This is a genomic window from Polaromonas hydrogenivorans (assembly GCF_040105105.1).
GTDB lineage: Bacteria > Pseudomonadota > Gammaproteobacteria > Burkholderiales > Burkholderiaceae_C > Polaromonas > Polaromonas hydrogenivorans.
The window spans coordinates 1,909,318-1,926,829 of the sequence record NZ_CP157675.1 but is presented as its reverse complement, the minus strand read 5'-3'; the positions used below and the strand labels follow the sequence as shown (position 1 = coordinate 1,926,829).

Here is a 17,512-nt window from a genome sequence, read left to right as displayed (position 1 = left end):
TCCTCAGACGTGGGTCTCGACGGCGATGGTCTGGCGCAGCTTCGGGCGGCTCCAGGCCAGCGACGTGCTGCGCACCAGGCCCAGCCGCGTCTGGCTGCCATCGAGGTAGCGCACGAACTGGCCGGGCTTGATGAGGCCAGTCTCAGCCAGCACGGGCAGCGTCAAGGTGACGCGCGCCTGGCTGCCGGTATCCGACAGGATGGCCAGGCCGCGCTGGCGGGCGGCAATCGCATGCGTGATCAAGGCGTGGGTAAGCATGGGCGCGACGCTGTTGCCCGCCGTGCCGGCGCGCGTGACCTGGCCCAGCACGCCATCCTTGGTGCCGCTCACGTACACCCGGTTGTAGTCGGCCTTGCGCTGCCAGTCGATGCCCTCGACGCTGACGACGCTTGACGGCAGCTCGAAGTCCGGCGCGACGCTGGCCCAGTCCCATGGCGCTGCCGGGTAGCGCGGCAGCACGCGCAGCGTCTGGTCCGTGTCGTGCGGCTGCACGTAGCCGCCGGCGGCCTGGGCGATGTCCAGGATGGCGCCGATGTAGGCGCCCTGGTTCGCCCAGGTGCCGCCGGGCACCAGCCAATCGGTGAGGCCCCAGTCCACCGACCAGCCAAAGCCAACGCCGTTGACGGTCAAGACGTCCGTCATGAGCTGCCGGGCGCTGCGGGCCGCTGCATTGCCGTGGTTGTTGACGGCCGCATACGGCGCGTCCAGGATGGCCGCCAGGCCGCGCCCCTTGACCGCAATGCGCGCCTGGCCGAACTGGCGCTGGCTGGCGACGCCCTCGGCCAGCAAGCGGTACGGCACGCCGTTGACCAGCGCCTCGACCTCAACCGGCGCGCCATCGCTGCCGGGCTGCACCAGCGCCAAGGCCTGCAATGGAATGGACGCGCTCCAGGACCAGGTCCATGAATCGACATCGAGCGACATGGAAAAGGCAAAGGTCGGGATAGGCAGGTTGCCGTCCACGCGGCGCAGGGTGATGGAGTTGATGGTCACATAAGTCCTCAGGATGGGCACGACGACGCCGGCAATGGGTGCGGGAGCGCCGTGGCGCTCGCAGATAAAAACCAGTTCCATGGCGCTGGCCCACGGCTCCTCGAACAGCAAGGCACCGCTTGGCGTGTAGCAGGGATCGGACGGCACCGGTGCAGCCGGGCGCACCCAGAGGCCTGGCGGCGGGCGCATGGCCGCCTGGTACCGCGATCCGAATCCCACGGGCAGCTGGGCGGCGTACTGGGCCGGCGCTCTCCAGCCATGGGCCAGGCGCTGGCCGTCCTGAAACCGCGAGACGTAGGCCGCGCGCCGGTCCCGGTGCATGTCCTGCCACGCCGAGCGCTGGCCGCTTTGCAGCTGCAATCCTTCGCTGTACCGGCTGGCCGCGCCTTGCCGGGTGCGGATCGAATCCTGAAACGACGACGACGCAGCGCTTCTGAGGCGGCCGGCCTCCTGGTAGCGGCTCCTGGTCAACGGGCGCTGCAGGCGCTCGGAGTCCTGCCAGCGGCTCACCCGCTGCGCCACAAGCGGCGCGGCGTCCTGCCACCGCGCCTTGAGCGGCGCATGCGCGCGCAGGGCCTGCCGGTACGTCTCAATCACCCCGGTGCGGATGGCGACGGCGTCCTGCCAGCGCGAGGCGATGCTGCTCATGTCGGGCCGGCTGGTGTTGCTGCTGTAAACGATGGCGCTTGAGCCGCCCAGCTCGCCCACCAGGCCGGCCAGGCGCAGCACCTTGGACGCTACCCATACGCTCAGGCTCACCAGCCCGGCCAGCTCGCCGATGTAGCCAGCGATCCCCAGCACGGCGGGCGGGTGCTTGCAAACCAGGGCGACACTGCCGCCCAGCTCGCCGACCAGGCCATGGATGGCCAGCCCTCGCGGCGCATGGGTCGCGGTGACGCCGACCGTGCCGCCCAGCTCGGCCACGAAGCCGAAAGCGGCCAGCGCCACGCTGCGCTTGCCCCCGCCGACAGCGACCTGCCCGCCGATCTCCCCGACCAGGCCGAAGACCTTGAGCGTGGCACCAGGGATGCCGACCGCGTCCTCGTCGCCGAATACCAGCGCGCCGCTGCTTGCCGCCGGCGCGCTGAAGAGCAGTTCAGCCAAGGTAGGTGGTGCCCAGGATGGCCAGGCCGCCGGCGTAAATCTGCGTGCCCGAGGTGCCGGCCAGCTTGAAGAAGCCCGTGCCGCTCTCGTCGCTCAGGTCGCCGTCGCCCATGAGCGAGCCGTCGCGGGCCAGCCAGCGGCCCCACACGGCCGTGCCGTCATGGGCGATCAGGTCGCCCGTGAGCGTGGCCTGCACCAGCGTGATGATCCCGCCGGCGCTGACCGAGCCCACGCCCGTGGACAGGATCAGTTCGGCCAGCGGCGGCTGGCCTTCGGTGTCGCCCATCGTGGGCGTGCCGAAGATCTGGATCTTGGAGGAGCCCGAGCCGGTGGTGGCCCGCGCCAGCGTGGCGGTGCTGCGCACGACGCGGTGGTCGTCGGGAATATCAAAAGTCATGGCATCAGTCCTGGGGTAAGCCGGTCGGCGATCACGGCGCGTTTCGCGCCCGTGGGGTGGGTGGCCTTCACGGAGTAAGTGAAGTGCTCGTCAAAGTAGTCAAAGGTGTACACGCCCGTCACCGGGTCAGTCCACTCCTCCCGGATCACCTTGTCGTCGATGTCGCGCAGCAGGCGCACCTTGCAGTGCGTCGGGATGTTGGCGGGCGTGGCCTTGGTCTTGACCGTGTCGGTGATGAGGCCGCGTCCGCCCTCGGTGCTGTAGTCGGCTTGAGTGACGATGGGGCGCGGTGTGAGGGCTGGGTTGGACAAGGGGATGATCGGTGTCATGGCCGCTGACACGAATTTGAGCCCACCAAATCCCCTTACGGTAGGCCAGTTGACTCCGGTAGCCGCATCTCCACCTTGGATCAAGCCGAAGGTTGGAAAGCGGGCAATCGTGGTGCGCGCCCCTAGCAGCACACCGTCCACCTCGACAGCCGTAGGGAAAGCCCATGTCAAGATCACATAGCCGGATACCGTCAGGTCGGCCCAATACGCTCCGGCAGTGGTCACGGCATCCTTGAGGGAAGCAATGGTGCCGCTGGTCGGCGCGACGTTCGAGGTCAGCGTTGCGGCGGCATCGAGCCGAGTCGCCCCGTTGTAGAGTTGGAACTCGCCTAGTTCCAAGGGGGCCGGGGATGCCGTAGGGCTCACCATGCACAGCGCCCGCCAGTATTTATGTGCTGCCATGGCTTAGCGCGGCCAAGGGCCGGTCACGTCGAGGGCAATAAGGCGGTGATTTACCAAGCTGGCGGTCACGTCTGCTGCGTACTCCACAAGATAGGACCGCTCAGGGCTTCCAGCTTTGAACACGGTCTTGCTGGCAAACACCTGCTCCATGTAGGTGGACTCGCCTAAGCAGATGCCGGGAAGCTCCGCCCTCCAAGAAGCGTCGCTGTCGGTCTTCACTACACAGGGGGAGAACATGATCTGACCCGTGATGCGGTCAAACAGAGGGTCTTGCGCCACGATGCTGCCCATAGCGTGAATGTTCGCTGGTACTGCGGTTCCCGTGCCGCTGATGGCACGAGCCATGTACCGGGAGACGTTATTGCCAGCGGAAAGCCCTACCCCAGCGGCGTAGTTATAGGCGTTGGTGTCCCAGTTCCCAATAATCAGGGTGTTGAAAGGGTCAGCAGCCCTGCTGCGTTTCAGGGGGTCACCAAAACCCGAAAGATTGGGGGCAACATAGTCGGTGTAGCTCGGGTCCGCCCCCATGTACGTGCTGGTGAAAATGGCAAAAAATCGCCCGTCGCCAACGATGGTCCAGTCAACCGGCGTGGTGCTTGCAGCGGCAGACTTATGCCAGTACATGCCCCCGCTCAGCTGAATGGCCGTGGGGAACAGGCCCGTGCCCGTGCTGATGGCGGTCATGTTCTCGTAGCCGTTGACCCGTGCGTACAGGGCATTGGTGTCGTTCACGCGGCAGAAGTGCCCATTCGCGGCTACGTCAGCCGACTTGTACACGGCGAGATTTGTCCCTGAGAATGGCTTGTTGAATCCTGCAGGCGCCATCTTGGCCGTGATGGTTCCAGTGGACGTGCCGTTCGATGCCGCCGTGGCGAACTTCACGACATTCGGGGCCACTGCCGTGACTTTTTGCTCGCCGTTCAGGTCGGCAATCGAGGAGCCCGCGACGAGCACCACGGCATCCACCGGGGCAGCATGGTCCAGAGGAAACGTCATGGTGCAGACGCCGCTGGCAACGACGCAGGACGTGGCGGTCTGGATGCCCCAGCCGTTGACCAGGCAGGCGTCCAGGAGGGCGATCAGGCTCCCCACCTGTCCGCGCAGGACGGGCGCGCCCAGCATCTTGCTGGTGAACCATTTAACGGATGTGTCTACTACTGATGTCATGTTTTTCTTTCTTTACGGGCGGTCCACATCGCCACGGGTCATCATCGAAAAGCTGTAATCGCCCCCGGCCTCGGCGCCCTGCTGGGTGGTGCGCACCAGCAGGACCGGAAACATGGCCGCGACGGTGTCGATTCGCTGCACGTTGCCCGGACCCCAGCCCGCGCCCCAGCCGGCCTCCAAAATCGTGAAGTACGGCGCGCCCACCTGCTGGTTCATGGGCGCGCAGTCGGCGTTGATGGTGCCGGTGCCCACCAGCCCGACGTGCTCGCCAAAAATCCGGAAGGTGGTGCCCGAGTCGAACCACAGCGCCCAGCGCTCGGTCAGCGCGCCCAGGTTGGTCACGACGATGGGCGCCAGCGTATCGTTGTAGGTCGCCGGCGCTACGTTGCCCACCGCGTCCGGGGTCCAGCTGATGCCGTCCCAGCTGTCCTGGTCAAACACGTTGGAGACGCGCGCGAACACGTTGCCCATCAGCAAGGCGCTGGAGACGTAGCTCTCATGGGCCGGGAAGGCGTGGCTCAGCGGCTTGGTCAGGCGCAGCGTGCCGTTGATCTGCGCGTCGGCCACCATGGCCATGTCCTCGATGCGGTGCTCGACGTGAACGGGCTGGACATATCCCGTCACGTCCGTAAAGGTGACCGTGCCGGCTTCGAGGTCGGCGCTGTAGCCGGTGTGGATGACCGCCCCGCCCGCGCCGATGACGCGCGCGCGGCTCAGGCGGGTGCGCGCGCAGTTGATGGTCTGGCCGGCGGCCACGATGGCAGGGATGGTCGTTTTGGTGTTGCCGACCACCACCACAGTGCCGGCACGGATGATCGGCACGCGCCCGTCGGTGGGCAGGCGCACCGGGTCCAGGCCGATGATGCCCGCGTCCAGCGGCAAGTAGGTGTATGACACCGCGTTGTACTTGAGCGTGTCGGGCCGCACGGGAACGGTGAACTCGATGTGCACCAGGCCCGACTCGTAGTCCACCGTGCCGGAGGCGACGTACAGCCCGGTGATGAGCCCGTCCGCGTTCGAGGACACATTGAAATTGGTGCCATTCTCCAGGGCGCCCAGGATCGTCATGCTGCTCGGGCGCAGCGGGGCCGCCGCCGTGCGAAACGTCACCGACTTGGTCAAAAACGGCGAATTCAGGCCGGCCGTGGGCGGGGCCGAGACCGCGCGCCAGTCGCCGATGGCCGGGCCGATGCCGCGCGTCCAGCTGGTCAAGGTGATCAGGCCCGTGGTCTCGCTGATCTGCCCGGCCTGCACGCCCACGCCGGTGAGCGCGCTGACGTTGCGCAGCAGCGCGTCCGTCTGCGGGGTGAACGTGTAGGCGTCCGGGCCGTGGGTGAAGCGCACGCCGCTCAGGGCGGCGCCGTTGTTCATCTTGGCTTGCAGGTAAAGCGCCGTCGGGGTGACCAGTTCATTGACCACCGGCACCGTGGTGCCCACCACCTTGCTGCCCGTCGCGGGAATGTCCTGGCGCACGGGCGCGTCCACGTCGGTGGCGATCGCGCCCAGGTACACCAGCGCCGACACACCCGGGAACGGCTCGCGGGTCTCGTAGGTCATGACTTCGCATTGCAGCCCGAGCACCTTGAGCAGCGCCACTTCGGACGTGGCGTAGTTGACGCTCGCCACGCTCAGGGTGTAGTTGCGCACCCAGGCGGCAGACCCTGCACGGGGTGAGAGCGTGCCGTTGCCGTTGTCATGGAAGGTGATGCTGGTGTTGCGCCACTCGACAGCGCCATCGACCGAGCGAAACGGCAGGACCACGCCCACGGTGAAGGTCAGCGCGCCGGCCGCGCCCGCGCCGGCCGTGAACTTGACGAAGCTGCCGTCTTCCACCAAGGCGGCGGAAAAAGGCGTGGCGATGCTCTCGTAGCGGTCGTAGTTGAGCCTGAAAGTGGTGCCCGCCGGCGGCAGGATCAGCGGGCTGAGCGCAAGATCGGCCCACGCCAGGTGCCCGGTGGCCGCGCCGGAGACGGTTCCGGCGGCGTCCACGGTGGCGGTCTGGGTGGACAGGTCCGCCGCCGTCCAGGCAATGGAGACGCTGCCGGGAATGGGCGAATGGGCCAGCGCGATGGCATGGTGCAGCAGCCCGCCCTCCAGCAGGTCGGCCGCCGGATACTTGCCCACGGCCACATCGTCGTCGTACTGGATGATGACCGCGCTGGGCGCGTCGGGCAGCGCGCCCAGCGTGAGCGTGACCGTGCCCGAGAAGAAATTGATGTTGCCCACGCCCGCGCCGCCGTCGAGCGGGCGCATGGCGCCCGAGCCGTCGTCCTTGAGTTCGTACCACTGCCCGGCCACCAGGTAGCTGGCACTGCAGCTGCCGCGCGCCGGGGGCGGGTCGAGCGTGAGCACATAGTTCAGGCGCCGGCTCTCGCTGGTCACGGGAATGCTGATGCTCTGGGACACGAAGTTGGGCCGGCCGGCCGGCGTGTAGGTCGCCACGAAGGCGTTGGCGCCCGCGCCGAACACATCGGTGGACAGCGTGGCCACGCCGTCGGCGTAGCTGATCTGGCCGACCTGGGCCTCGCCGTTGTAGAGCACCCCGCCCGCGTCGGTCAGGACAATGCCTGAAGCGGCAATCGACACGCTGCCCGGCAGGATCGAGCCGCCCAGGAACAGGCGCTGGGCCGCGCTGAACACGGCGAACAGGTTCTGCGCGATGGCCGCGCCCGAGGCGGCGTAGCCGGCCGTCGTCTGGTTCGTGCGGGCGTCGGCAATGGGCGTTTCGACCTGGGTGGAGGGCACCAGCTGGGTGTAGATGCCCTGGGCCTGGATGACGAAGTCGCCGATGCCCGCGTCCTCGATCAGCGGCACCACGCCGTAGTACCTGGCCGCGTCGGCGACGGCGGAGCGGTACAGGCTCGTCTTGCCGGCCAGCGCGTCAAAGGGCGTGCTGTAGCGCGTGGGGTCAAAGCCCGGAAAGCTGGTGCGCAGGCGGTCGCCCAGCGTGTAGGAGATGATGCGCCGGGCGTATTCGCCCTGCTCATCGTAGAACTTGCGCACTTCGCTGGTGATGCCGGTGATGCGAACGAACTGGGTGACTTCCTCGGGCGTATCGACCAGCTTCTTGAGCACCAGCGTGGCGCCGATGGGCGGCACCCGCGCTTCCGCCTGCTGAAACACGGTCAGCGTCATCTGGTCCTTCAGGTGGTTGCCGAACAGGATGCCGTCATAGCGCTCGCCGGGCGCCAGGTAGGATTCGAGCCGGGCCTGGGACGCATCGCGCTCTTCAAAAAACGCGTCGGCCGCAAAGGCCGTGATGCTCACGTTCGGGTCGTCGGGCGGCTGGGCAATGATGAAGTTCGCGCCCATGTAGGGCTCGCGGTCGTTGGTCTGGACATGCACATACACCTGGCGGATGCTCACCTCCCCGATGGCACGGCCCAGCTCGGTGAGGTCCAGGAAGATGTTGTTGCTCGCGTCATCGGCGATCAGGACGGCCGTGGGGCCGCCCCCGCCCTCGGGCACGTCCTGCATGACTTTGGATGCGACCAGTGTGACGTTGCCGGCAAGAATACTCATGGGTTAAATCTCCAAAAATCGAAAAAAGGACACGCGTCAGACTTCTATCAGCCGCACGGTGGCGACATAGGGGTGCGAGCCGGTGGGCAGTTCTGGCCGGGCCACAGGCGCGGCCTCAATCGGATTGCTGCCTGAAAACTGCACGGTGAAGGTCTGCCCGTCTGCGAGCGTCAGGGCAAAGGACTGGCCGGGAATGGCGGCCTGGGCGCGCAGGGCCAGCAGCGTGGCGCGGGTGATCCAGCCGGCCTCCTCCTGCCCCTGCAAGGTGATGGTGCGGCCCGCCAGGCGCTCGCCCATGTCGATCAGCAAGGCGCCGGTGGTGCTGTATTCGAGCGACTTTTCGACGGCATGCCAGTCGAACTCATCGACCCAGATCATTCCGCGCGGAATGACGGTGGCGCCCAGGGTGTGGTGTGTGGTGCTCATGGTTTACTTTCGTGGTCTAGCTGGCCGTGAGCTGGGCGCTTTGCAGGGCGGCGAGCAGCTTCTTGGCATCGGCGTCGCTGGCCACTTCGACATCTGTTCGCTGGCCATTAATCTCCAAGACAATGTGGTAGGTCTTCGTTTCGCTGGTGCTGCCCGATGCGGCACTGGCCTGTGCATTGGCCAGCACCAGCTTGTCGATGGCCTTTTGCAACTCCGAACTCCACGTCTGCCCCTGCATCGCGCCATTGCGCCCGCCGCTGTTCCAGCCGATCTGCTCGCCGCTGTCGGTCATGAACTGCTTGGCAATTTGCAGCGCCTGTGCATCGGTCAAGCCCTGCCCCTTGGCATTGCTGTACACGGTGGCTTGGGTTTCGACGGCTGCAGTCACGCGCTGCCCGGTCGTGGGATCAATCGAGAAACCCTGGCTGTCGCGGTTCAGGCGCTTATTTTCGGCGGCAGTGGCGCGCTCGGATGCGGCCGTCAGGCGGTCGAGCGCCGCAATCTGCGACTCGGTGTAGTCGGCCGACAGCTTGTATTTCGTGGCGACCAGGTCCATCGCGTCTTGCTGCGCCTTGAGCTGCTCGGTGGTCAGCTTGACCTGATCGCCCAGCCTGGCAGTGGCGTCCTGGCCGTCGCCCATCGCCTTGACGATGGATTTTCCGGCGCTGTCGGTCTGAATCTCCAGGCCGCGCATGCTTGCCTCGGTCTTGATCGCCTCGGTGGCCACGCCATTGTTGGCGGCAATGGCTTTTTCGGCATAGGCCTTGAAGGCGTTCGCAACGTCAACGGCCGTCGAAGTGCCGTCGGCCTTGATGCGCTCGTAATAGATGCTCGCCGAGCTGGCGACTTGCTTCAGGCTGGCCTGGCTGGAAATGCCCAGCGCTTCAAAAGCTTCTGCCGTGGCCTTGGCGGCGTCCTGCGCGGCCTTGACCGCGTCCTTGGCCGCAGCCGGGGTGTCCTGCAAGGCCTTGTTGATGTCCTTGATCTTCTCGGCGGCGGCTTGCAGGTTGCCGCTGGCGACCAGCGCGGCATATTCGTCCTTGAGCTGGCGCACGGCGACCGTGGCGGCGACGTCAGCAACGCGCTTGTCGTCGGTGGCCTTTTGCGCCGCCTGGCTTTTCTGGCGGGTCGCTTCGAGCTTGGCGCCCAGGTCGTCAATCGCCCCTGCCGCCGCACCGACGGCCGGCTTGATGCTGCTCGCTGCGCCGGCCAAGCCCATAAAGCCATCGCGGGCCAGCACCGCGCCATCGACCACGCTCAAAAACGCAAGGCGGGATTGCTCGCCGAGCGCCTGCGCCGATGCGGCCGTCGCATCGGACGAGGCCCTGATTTCGGCTGCGATGGCCTTGTACTGCTGCGACACCGCGCCGAAGGTGACCTTGCTCGACGCCTCATACAGCGCAGCCAGGCCGGCCTGAATGTTGGCGGCCACCGTGGCAAACCCGCTGCCCAGCGCATAGATGCTGCCCAGCACAGTGCTGGTGCCGGCCGACATCACGCCATACGCCAGCTTGACCGTGTCGCCCGCCGTCGTGGCGTAGGCGCCGATCTGGGTGAAGACCTCGCCGGTCCTGTCGGCAAAGGCGCGCATGTCGCTGGCGACCTGCGTGAAATTGACCTGCGACGCAAACTCGCGCACCCACTTGATGCCGTTCTGGAAAGCCGTGGCAATGGCCTCACCGAAGCGGCCGATGGTGCCATCGGCCACAGCGCTTTTGAGCGCGCCGGCCAGCTGGTCAACCCCGTCCTTGAGCACCGGCAGCACGGGCGTGCCCAGGGCGTTCTTGACGGTATCCCAGGCGCTGGACAGGCCATTGATCGAGCCATTGAGGTTGTCCTGCATGACCTTGGCGGTCGCAGCAGCCGAGCCCTCTGCACTCTTGAGCCTGGAGGTCAGGCCGTCGAGCGCGCCCATGCCCTGGTTGAGCAGCGCGCGCAGGGCCGGGCCGGCTTCGGTGCCCACGGCGTTGATCGCCTTCGCGCCCGTCGGACCGGCCTTGGCCAGCTGGTGCAGCGCCTCCTCAAAGTTGTTCGTCGTGATGCCAGCGGCGCCAAGCTCCTGGCGGAACTTGCTGGCCGGATCGCCGAACTGGCTCAGGATGCTGTTCAGGGCCGTGCCGGCGCGCGAGGCATCGATGCCCGCGTCGGCGAACTTGCCGATGATGGCGACGGTGCTTTCCAGCGACAGGCCCAGGCTGTTGGCCACCGGCGCGGCATACGACAGGGCTTCGGCCAGGCCGGTGACGCTGGTGTTGGTGGCGTTCGCGCCCAGCGCCAGCACGTCGGCCACGCGGCCCGCGTCGGTGAACGCCAGTCCCAGGCCCATCACGGCCTTGGTGACGAACTCGCTGGCCTGCCCCAGCTCAATGTTGCCGGCCTGCGCCAGGTTGAGCACGGCGGGCAGCGCGGCAATGGCGTCGTTGGCGGACAGGCCCGCCTTGGCCAGATTCTCCAGCGCCAGCGCGGCCTCGGCGCTGGTGTATTTGGTGTTCGCGCCGGCATCCTCTGCGGCCTTGCGTAAGACCTGCATTTCCGCCGCGCTGGCGCCGGTGGCCGACTGCACCCGGCTCATGGCCTCTTCCAGGTCGGCAGCACCCTTGATGACGCCGGCAAAGGCCTGCACGCCGAAATAGCTCAGGATCGCCAAGCCCACGGCCATCACCCTGGCCCGCAGGCTGTCGAACACCGCAGACGCATTGTCTTTGGCGTTGATCAGGATTTCAATGGGCTTCATGGCCATGGGTGGGTGTGTCGGGTAAGGTGGTCGGGCAATGCAGCGGCTTCAACTGCGTCCAACGTGGCCGCACTTGGGAAGCCGCACGGCGCTTTCCGGCGCAGTGGCGGGATGGCGCGCAGCGGGCGCGCCGGGAGTTCAGTTAGATGGGGCGGCCGTCCACGTACAGGGCTTCCTGGTTGGCAGGCTTGAGGATCTCGACGCCGAACTTCATCTGCACAAAGTCAGTTCCTTCGGCAATGACCGGAATGTCGCCCGATGAGGTCAGGGTCACTTTCGGAAAATACCAGTCGCGGTTTGCGCCGCTGGCGTTGTCGGCAATGATGCGCATGGCGCCCGACACTTCGGATACGCTGCCCGACTTGACGCGCTCCCAGCTCGCCACCGCCGTGGTGTAGCCGAGCTTGACGGTGACGTCATCGACAATACCGCCGCCTTCGATGATCTGCAGCCGGCCCAGGGCCGGGTCCAGATTGAAGTCGGTCCCGAGCACGAACGGGGTGGTGCCGGTCGAGTCCTTCACCGTCACGGCGGTGATATTGCGCGCGCCGGCCGGATTGGTCTGGGTGGCGCCGATCTGGTAGAACAGGCCCTGCTTGACCGCCATTGCCTCATCGACGACGGTGGCCGCTGCCTGCGTCTGCATCTCGGCCACGCCCGAGACAAACAACGCGAAGTTGCGTGTCGAGAAGTTATCGCAGGTCAGCTCGCCCGAGCGGTTGACCTCAATGGTCAGCGCTGCGTCCTTTTCGCGCAGACCGCCCTCCGAGCTGTAATGCTCGGCCTTGGTGGTCTCGGTGGTGAAGGTAAAGCCCGGGCAGTTGCCAAAGGCCTGCTCGCCCGTCCTGGCGCCGGCGCTGTCGAAGCGGTCGAAGAAGATGCGGCCGCGCGGGATGGCGTATTCGTTGGCGGTGTATTGCAGTGACATGGAAGGATTCCTGGTAAATCGGTGGATTGGTTTAGTTGTTGGCGCTGATGTAGCGGGCGGCGGTGTTGAAGACGAGTTCGCTGCCGGCCAGTCCCTCGTCGAGGAATTGCGGCTCGACAATGCGCACCAGGCGCACCGCTTCCCAGCCACGCCCGCCCTGCTGGCCGGGCGCCCAGTTGTGCAGGCTGGTCAGCACGGCAGCAAAAGCGGCATCGAGCTGCCCGGCTGCCTCGTCGCTGCGACGCACCACCAGGGTGACGGTCCATTCGGGTGCCACCATGACGGCGCCGGCCTTGTTGTCGGGCACCTGCGCGCCGGTGCAGCGCACGTCCGCTGCTGGCACGATGCGCCGGTCGCTCAGTTCAGTGCCGCAGCGCACGGCCCAGCCGATCAGGGCGGAAAGCGCCTGCAGGCGGGTTTTAAGGAGGGGTTCGAGGGCGAGCATTCAGGCCTCCGGGAACACTTGCAGCCGCAGCCAGCCGGTTTCATCGGGCACCGTGCCGCCGGCCACCCGGTAGGCACTGCCGCCAATGACAAGAACATGACCCTCGGCGATTCCGGGTGCATGGGCGCTGTCGAATCCGCAGGTGCGGCTGGCCGCATCCACCACGCCGTTGAAAGGATCAGCGGACGCGCTGTCCAGAATGACGCCGAACAGCGCTCCGCCCTGGTAGCTGGCCACGGCGTTGGCCAGCGTGGCAGCGCAGCCCTGGTTGATCAGGGCGTCGATGTCGGCAAAGGGGGCAAGTGCGGGCATGGCGATCAGGTCCGCTTGGCGCGCTGGAGCATGCCGGGGCGCGTGCAGATGAACAGCGGGTAGCTGTAGATCTCGGGCCGCGCCCAGGCCTGGCGGTCTTTGTCGGTTACCACCATGGCGTACACATCCTGGCCGGGCTGGCCGACAAAAGGCAGGAACTCGGCGGGCGCAAACGCCGAGACAAAGGCGCCCGGTGCACCGGCCGGGAAAAACTTGCAGCTGTTGGTGTTGACGGCCACCGTGCTGTTGTCGTCGGTACCACGGTAGTTGATAAACAAGATGTCGCCGTACATGAACGAACTGAAGGCACGGCCCACGTTGTTGCGCAGTTCACTGGCACCTTCCTGGTTGAGGTAGGTAGAGCGGACTTCCGGGTGGGCGGTGAGGTTGTCCCAGAACGCATCACCGCAAAGGCCTACGGGGTAGGTGCTGCCATCGATCCAGGCGCCAGCGGCGGCGCGCTTCATGGCACGGGTCACAGCGTTGCATTGCGTGCGGACAGCGCCCGCTACTGGACTGGCGTTGTCCAGGTCAAAGTCCAGTTCATCAGGCTGGGCAATGCCGAATTCCGTAAACCAGTTCTTGATGACTGCACCATTGGCGTCAGCCACAATGCCCTGAACCGCACCCAGACGCATGTTTTCATGGGTAAGTTCCACGGCAGCGCGCAGACCAATGGAGCCATCCATGACTTCAGCAACCTCGTTTTGCACGCTTTGCAGCTCGCTTTCGGTGCCGAAGGCACGAATGCCTTCTAACTCAGTCGCGTAAATCGTTTTTCCGCGTGCAATGCGGACTGTTCGAAAGTCGCGGATGTCGCGACCTTCACGGTCTGCCTCTTCCAGCGGCGCGCCGCGCTCGCTGGTCTGGATCAGCGAGAGGACACCGCCCTTGCCCTCGATAGAAACCGTTGGTGTGCGAACGCGCTTGGGGGTAAACAGATTGAGATTACCGAGGAAGCGCGGCGTGTAGGGCGCGCGCTGAATTGCGGCCGACAACTCGACCATGTGAAATGGGCGCTGATTGAAAACATCCATGTGAGCCATGTTCTTGTCCTTGTGTGGTGGTGTTGAGGTGCGCTGACGATCAGCGGATGACGATGCCCAGCAGCTTGAGCTGGGCAGTAGCTGCGGTTTTTTCGCCGCCGGTAATACCGGCGGGCCAGGTCAGGCAAGCGCCGGCGACTTCGGTGTCGCGGGCGCTGACGACAGCGGCCTTGTCGGCGACGCTGGCGTTGACTTCGGCAAACAGCACGGCAGCAGCCGCTTCGCTGCCATCGGCAGCGCCGGGCGCGAGCTGGGTGTATTTGCCGCTGGCGGTAATCTTGCCCAGCACGGCGCCGGGCGCCAGGTTCTGGCCGCTGACGAGCGTGACGACATCGCGCGAGCGCGTGCCGTTGGCTTCGCTGATGAGGTGCTCGCCGGTGTGGCGGCCTTCGGTGAGGGTGGTCATGGTAGTGATCCTGTTGCGTTGAAGAGTGCGTTAGGGGTGAAAGCGGCGCGTCAGGCCTTGATGCCAAAAGCGCGGTTCCACGAACCGGCCAGGGCCGCCGGATCGTCCTGCGCATCCGGCTTGCCCTCGACGCCGGAAACCTTCGGATTGCCGACATGGGCCATGGCGGCGGCAAACGGGTTGCCCGGCGCAGCGGCTGCCACGGGCGCGACGCCCAGAATGCCGTTGGCCTGCTCGGCGCTCAAGCCGGTGTTGACGCACTGAATCGCCAGGGCCATGTTGGTCGCCGCGCCCTGGTGCGTCAGGATGGCGCCGACACGGGCGCGCTCGGCGGCCGCGCCTTGAGCGCGGGCGCCGTCCACATCGGCCTGGGTGTAGCTGGCCGATGCGGGGGTGGAAATGGCGGGTGGTGGACCGCCGGGGGTGGTGTTGCCTGACATGGTGCTTCCTTTGTGGTTGTCGTTGGCGGTGGATCGGGCCGATGGCCCGGCGGGATACGAACGCACGCGCTGCGCGGCCAGTTCGGTAATCAATTGGTCGGTGGTCGAGATGCGGTCGGCCAGCCCGCAAGCGATGGCAGCGACGCCCCGGTACATCGCGGCCTGCGTCTTGCGCACCGCGTCGGGCGCCATCTTTCGCTGCAGAGCCACGGCGTTGATGAACTCGTCGTACAGATCGTTCATCTCGCCCTGCAGCTGGGCGCGCACGGCTTCGGGCAGCGGCTCGAAGGCATTGCCATCGACCTTGCGCGCGCCGGCAAAGATGTGCGTGACGGCCACGCCCTCCAAAGCCAGCGCCTGCGACAAATCCACATGGCGCATGACCACGCCGATGGAGCCGGCGTAGCCCGTGGTGGTCAGCACCAGCTCGTCGGCGGCGCTCGCGCCCAGGTAGGCGGCTGATGCGGCCATGCTGTCGGCAATCGCCAGCATGGGCTTCTTGCCGCGCAGGGCCATTGCACGCTGCGCATACTCAAAGGCGCCGGCCACCTCCCCGCCCGGGCTGTCGTACACCTGCAGCACGGCATGGATGTCCGGGTGGTTCATGGCCTCTTCGAGGTCGGCCGCCACATCGTTGTAGCCCAGCAGCACGGTCGAGTCCGCTTCCATGCGGGTGCGGTGCACCAGCGCGCCGCCGATGCCCAGCACGGCCACGCCATCGACCACGCGGTAGCCACGGTCCGAGCGCTCGCCCTTGCGGGTGGTGAACATCGTGGGCATGGCAGGCTGGCCGATGGCGCCTGGTTGCAGCGGCGCACCAGCCAGGCGCTCGCCCAGGCCGGCGATGATGGCGTCCAGCTTTTGCGGATGGACGAGCAGCGGCGTGTTGAAGATGCGCGCGGCCAGGTGGGGGTATTTCATTCGGTGCCTTGTGGTTGCGCGGTGCCGGGAATGGCGTCGTCTGCCTGTTCTTCAGGCGGCTCGACGGGCTGTGCAGACGTCTGCACGGGCGCGGCCGTATCGAGCGGCAGGCCGCGCGCCAGCTTCATGGCGCGCTCCACGGCGAGCTGGTCCATCACTTCCTCGTAGTCATCGCCCTGCTCCGCGCATTCCTTCTCCAAAGTGGATAAGCCCGCTTCCATGCGCATGACGGCCGCTTGCGCCTCCTTGACCGGGTCCACCCAGCCGCGACCGCCGAAGATGAACTTCGCCCGCGTGTAGGCGTACTTGTTGGCGTAAAAGCCCGGCGCCTCGATCTCGCCCGCATTGACGGCTTCCTCGAACCACAGCGCATAGATGGGCTGCAGCCAGTAGTCCATCAGCCAGCGGCGCCGGCCGTGAAAGTAGCGCCAGGCCTCCAGCAGCGTCGCCCGTGCGCTGGACCAGCTCGTCTTGCTGAAGTCCTTCATCAAGAGTTCATACGGCAGGTTGACGCCCACGCCGATCTGCCGGTGCAGCACGTCCATGAAGGCTGAGAACGCCGCGTTGGGCCGGCCCGGCGTGAAGCTGCTCATGCGCGCGCCGGCGGGCAGCGGAATCACCGCCGCGCCCTGCAGCTTGCCGATGCTCTGGGCCTGGCCCACGGACTTGTTCCAGGCGGTGCGCGGGTCTTCGCCGAACAGCGCGGCGGCCGACTCCTGGTCAAGGTCCGACTCCAGAAACGCCGCGACCAGCGAATTCGCCAAACTGGCCTGCAATTCATTGCTGGCGTATTTGCCGGTCATGTGAAATTCGCGCATCACCGCCGACACGATGGGCCGGCCCCGCGACTGGCCGGTGCGCTCCTTGTCATGCAGGTGGATGACGCGCGGGCGGCCCCAGTCGGTGAAGGCCGGAATGCGGTCCCACTGCTTGAGCTGCGAAACCGTCGCGCCATAGACGCCGTAGGCGTCGCCCGGATGGCGGCGCAGCAGGTGGTAGGCGGTCGGCGCGCCGTAGGTGTCCAGCTCGATGCCGGCGCGAATGTCGTCGCGAAACTGCAGGCCGTCGGGCGTGCACAAGCGGTCGGCTTCCATGACCATCAGGCGGGTGCTCCAGCGGCTGCCCGGGCGCGGCAGCCATAGCGGCAGCGCCAGGGCGTCGCCGTTGAGCATCGCCCCGCCCAGCGCCTGCACCGTCATGCCCAGCAGGTTCAGAGAGCGGGCCGCATCGCATTCGGTGGTTTCGGCCCAGCTGCGGAATTTGGCCTCGACATCGTTGCCCCACGCATGGGCCTGCTCGCGGCTCCAGCCCAGCAGGCGGTAGTCGGGCATGGCGCTCAGGCGCAGGACCGGGCCGACGATGTTGTCGCGCAGGGTCTGCATGGCCCCGCCCATGACGCCGTTGTTGCGGCTCAGGTCGCGCGAGCGCGCGGTGAGCGCATCCAGGTCGGGCAGCAGGTCGGCGTCGGCGCTGGCGGCTGGCGGGCTCCAGCCGCTCAGGGCCAGGTCGGTGAATGAGGCGCCCTGGTAGGCGGACATGCTGGCGCCAGCACCGCCGCCCTTGAGGGCGTGCGCGGCGTGGCGGCTGGCGGGAGGACGTTTGTTGCGTGCCATGCCTCAAGCCAGGTAGATCGGACGACGGTCGAACTGGCCGTTGCGGCGGGCCAGCTCGGTGGCGACCTCGCCCGCTTCCTTGCGGATGTGGTCGGTCTGCTGCTGGAACTGGACGCTGCGCCCGTTGCTGGTGGCCGAGGTTGGGCCGGTCAGCCGCGCATGGAGCGAGTCCATGAGGCGCTGGCGCAGCGCTTCAAGATCAGGTGTGGAGTAGTGGCTGTAAAGACCCATGCCCCGAGAATGCCGGGGCGGCGCGGACATTTCTAGCCAAACGTGTCACTAAATTCAGGGTTGGGGCGCGGTGGCAGCGGTTCAGACTCAGCGCCA

General features: G+C 66.6%; 15 protein-coding genes. All 15 read right to left on the bottom strand.

All coding sequences use genetic code 11. The features are described 5' to 3' along the window. Positions 1-3: 3 nt before the first annotated feature. Positions 4-2,097 carry a hypothetical protein gene (locus ABLV49_RS09230; protein WP_349281292.1) on the bottom strand — a complete coding sequence of 698 codons (2,094 nt, stop codon included), beginning with the start codon at positions 2,095-2,097 and terminating at the stop codon, positions 4-6. Next, the gene (locus ABLV49_RS09225; protein ID WP_349281291.1) at positions 2,090-2,494 is read right to left on the bottom strand and encodes a hypothetical protein; all 405 of its coding nucleotides are present in this window, start codon (positions 2,492-2,494) and stop codon (positions 2,090-2,092) included. Before ABLV49_RS09225 ends, ABLV49_RS09230 begins: the two co-directional genes overlap by 8 nt. Then, entirely contained in the window at positions 2,491-3,225 is a 735-nt protein-coding gene (locus ABLV49_RS09220) for a hypothetical protein (protein WP_349281290.1), read from the bottom strand. The genes ABLV49_RS09225 and ABLV49_RS09220 overlap by 4 nt, the downstream gene beginning before the upstream one ends. A gap of 3 nt (positions 3,226-3,228) precedes the next feature. Next, positions 3,229-4,392, bottom strand: a complete 1,164-nt coding sequence (locus ABLV49_RS09215; RefSeq protein WP_349281289.1) for a hypothetical protein — start codon at positions 4,390-4,392, stop codon at positions 3,229-3,231. Between the two features lie 12 nt (positions 4,393-4,404). Next, positions 4,405-7,914 carry a hypothetical protein gene (locus ABLV49_RS09210; RefSeq protein WP_349281288.1) on the bottom strand — a complete coding sequence of 1,170 codons (3,510 nt, stop codon included), beginning with the start codon at positions 7,912-7,914 and terminating at the stop codon, positions 4,405-4,407. Between the two features lie 36 nt (positions 7,915-7,950). Beyond that, on the bottom strand, positions 7,951-8,340 hold the full coding sequence (locus ABLV49_RS09205; RefSeq protein WP_349281287.1) for a hypothetical protein: 390 nt from the start codon (positions 8,338-8,340) through the stop codon (positions 7,951-7,953). A 16-nt stretch (positions 8,341-8,356) separates the two neighbouring features. After that, on the bottom strand, positions 8,357-11,080 hold the full coding sequence (locus ABLV49_RS09200) for a phage tail tape measure protein (RefSeq protein ID WP_349281286.1): 2,724 nt from the start codon (positions 11,078-11,080) through the stop codon (positions 8,357-8,359). Between the two features lie 136 nt (positions 11,081-11,216). Continuing rightward, entirely contained in the window at positions 11,217-12,002 is a 786-nt protein-coding gene (locus ABLV49_RS09195) for a hypothetical protein (protein WP_349281285.1), read from the bottom strand. A gap of 31 nt (positions 12,003-12,033) precedes the next feature. After that, positions 12,034-12,447 (bottom strand): hypothetical protein, encoded by a 414-nt coding sequence (locus tag ABLV49_RS09190; protein WP_349281284.1) that lies wholly within the window; start codon positions 12,445-12,447, stop codon positions 12,034-12,036. Continuing rightward, positions 12,448-12,759 (bottom strand): head-tail joining protein, encoded by a 312-nt coding sequence (locus ABLV49_RS09185; protein ID WP_349281283.1) that lies wholly within the window; start codon positions 12,757-12,759, stop codon positions 12,448-12,450. It lies immediately after the preceding gene. A gap of 5 nt (positions 12,760-12,764) precedes the next feature. Then, the gene (locus tag ABLV49_RS09180) at positions 12,765-13,805 is read right to left on the bottom strand and encodes a major capsid protein (protein ID WP_349281282.1); all 1,041 of its coding nucleotides are present in this window, start codon (positions 13,803-13,805) and stop codon (positions 12,765-12,767) included. A gap of 40 nt (positions 13,806-13,845) precedes the next feature. Continuing rightward, entirely contained in the window at positions 13,846-14,211 is a 366-nt protein-coding gene (locus ABLV49_RS09175; RefSeq protein WP_349281281.1) for a head decoration protein, read from the bottom strand. 50 nt (positions 14,212-14,261) lie between these two features. Beyond that, the gene (locus ABLV49_RS09170) at positions 14,262-15,572 is read right to left on the bottom strand and encodes a S49 family peptidase (protein WP_349281280.1); all 1,311 of its coding nucleotides are present in this window, start codon (positions 15,570-15,572) and stop codon (positions 14,262-14,264) included. Continuing rightward, positions 15,569-17,185, bottom strand: coding sequence for a phage portal protein (locus ABLV49_RS09165; protein WP_349281279.1), 1,617 nt, complete (start codon positions 17,183-17,185; stop codon positions 15,569-15,571). Before ABLV49_RS09165 ends, ABLV49_RS09170 begins: the two co-directional genes overlap by 4 nt. A 3-nt stretch (positions 17,186-17,188) precedes the next feature. Continuing rightward, entirely contained in the window at positions 17,189-17,416 is a 228-nt protein-coding gene (locus ABLV49_RS09160) for a hypothetical protein (protein ID WP_349281278.1), read from the bottom strand. Positions 17,417-17,512: the final 96 nt, after the last annotated feature.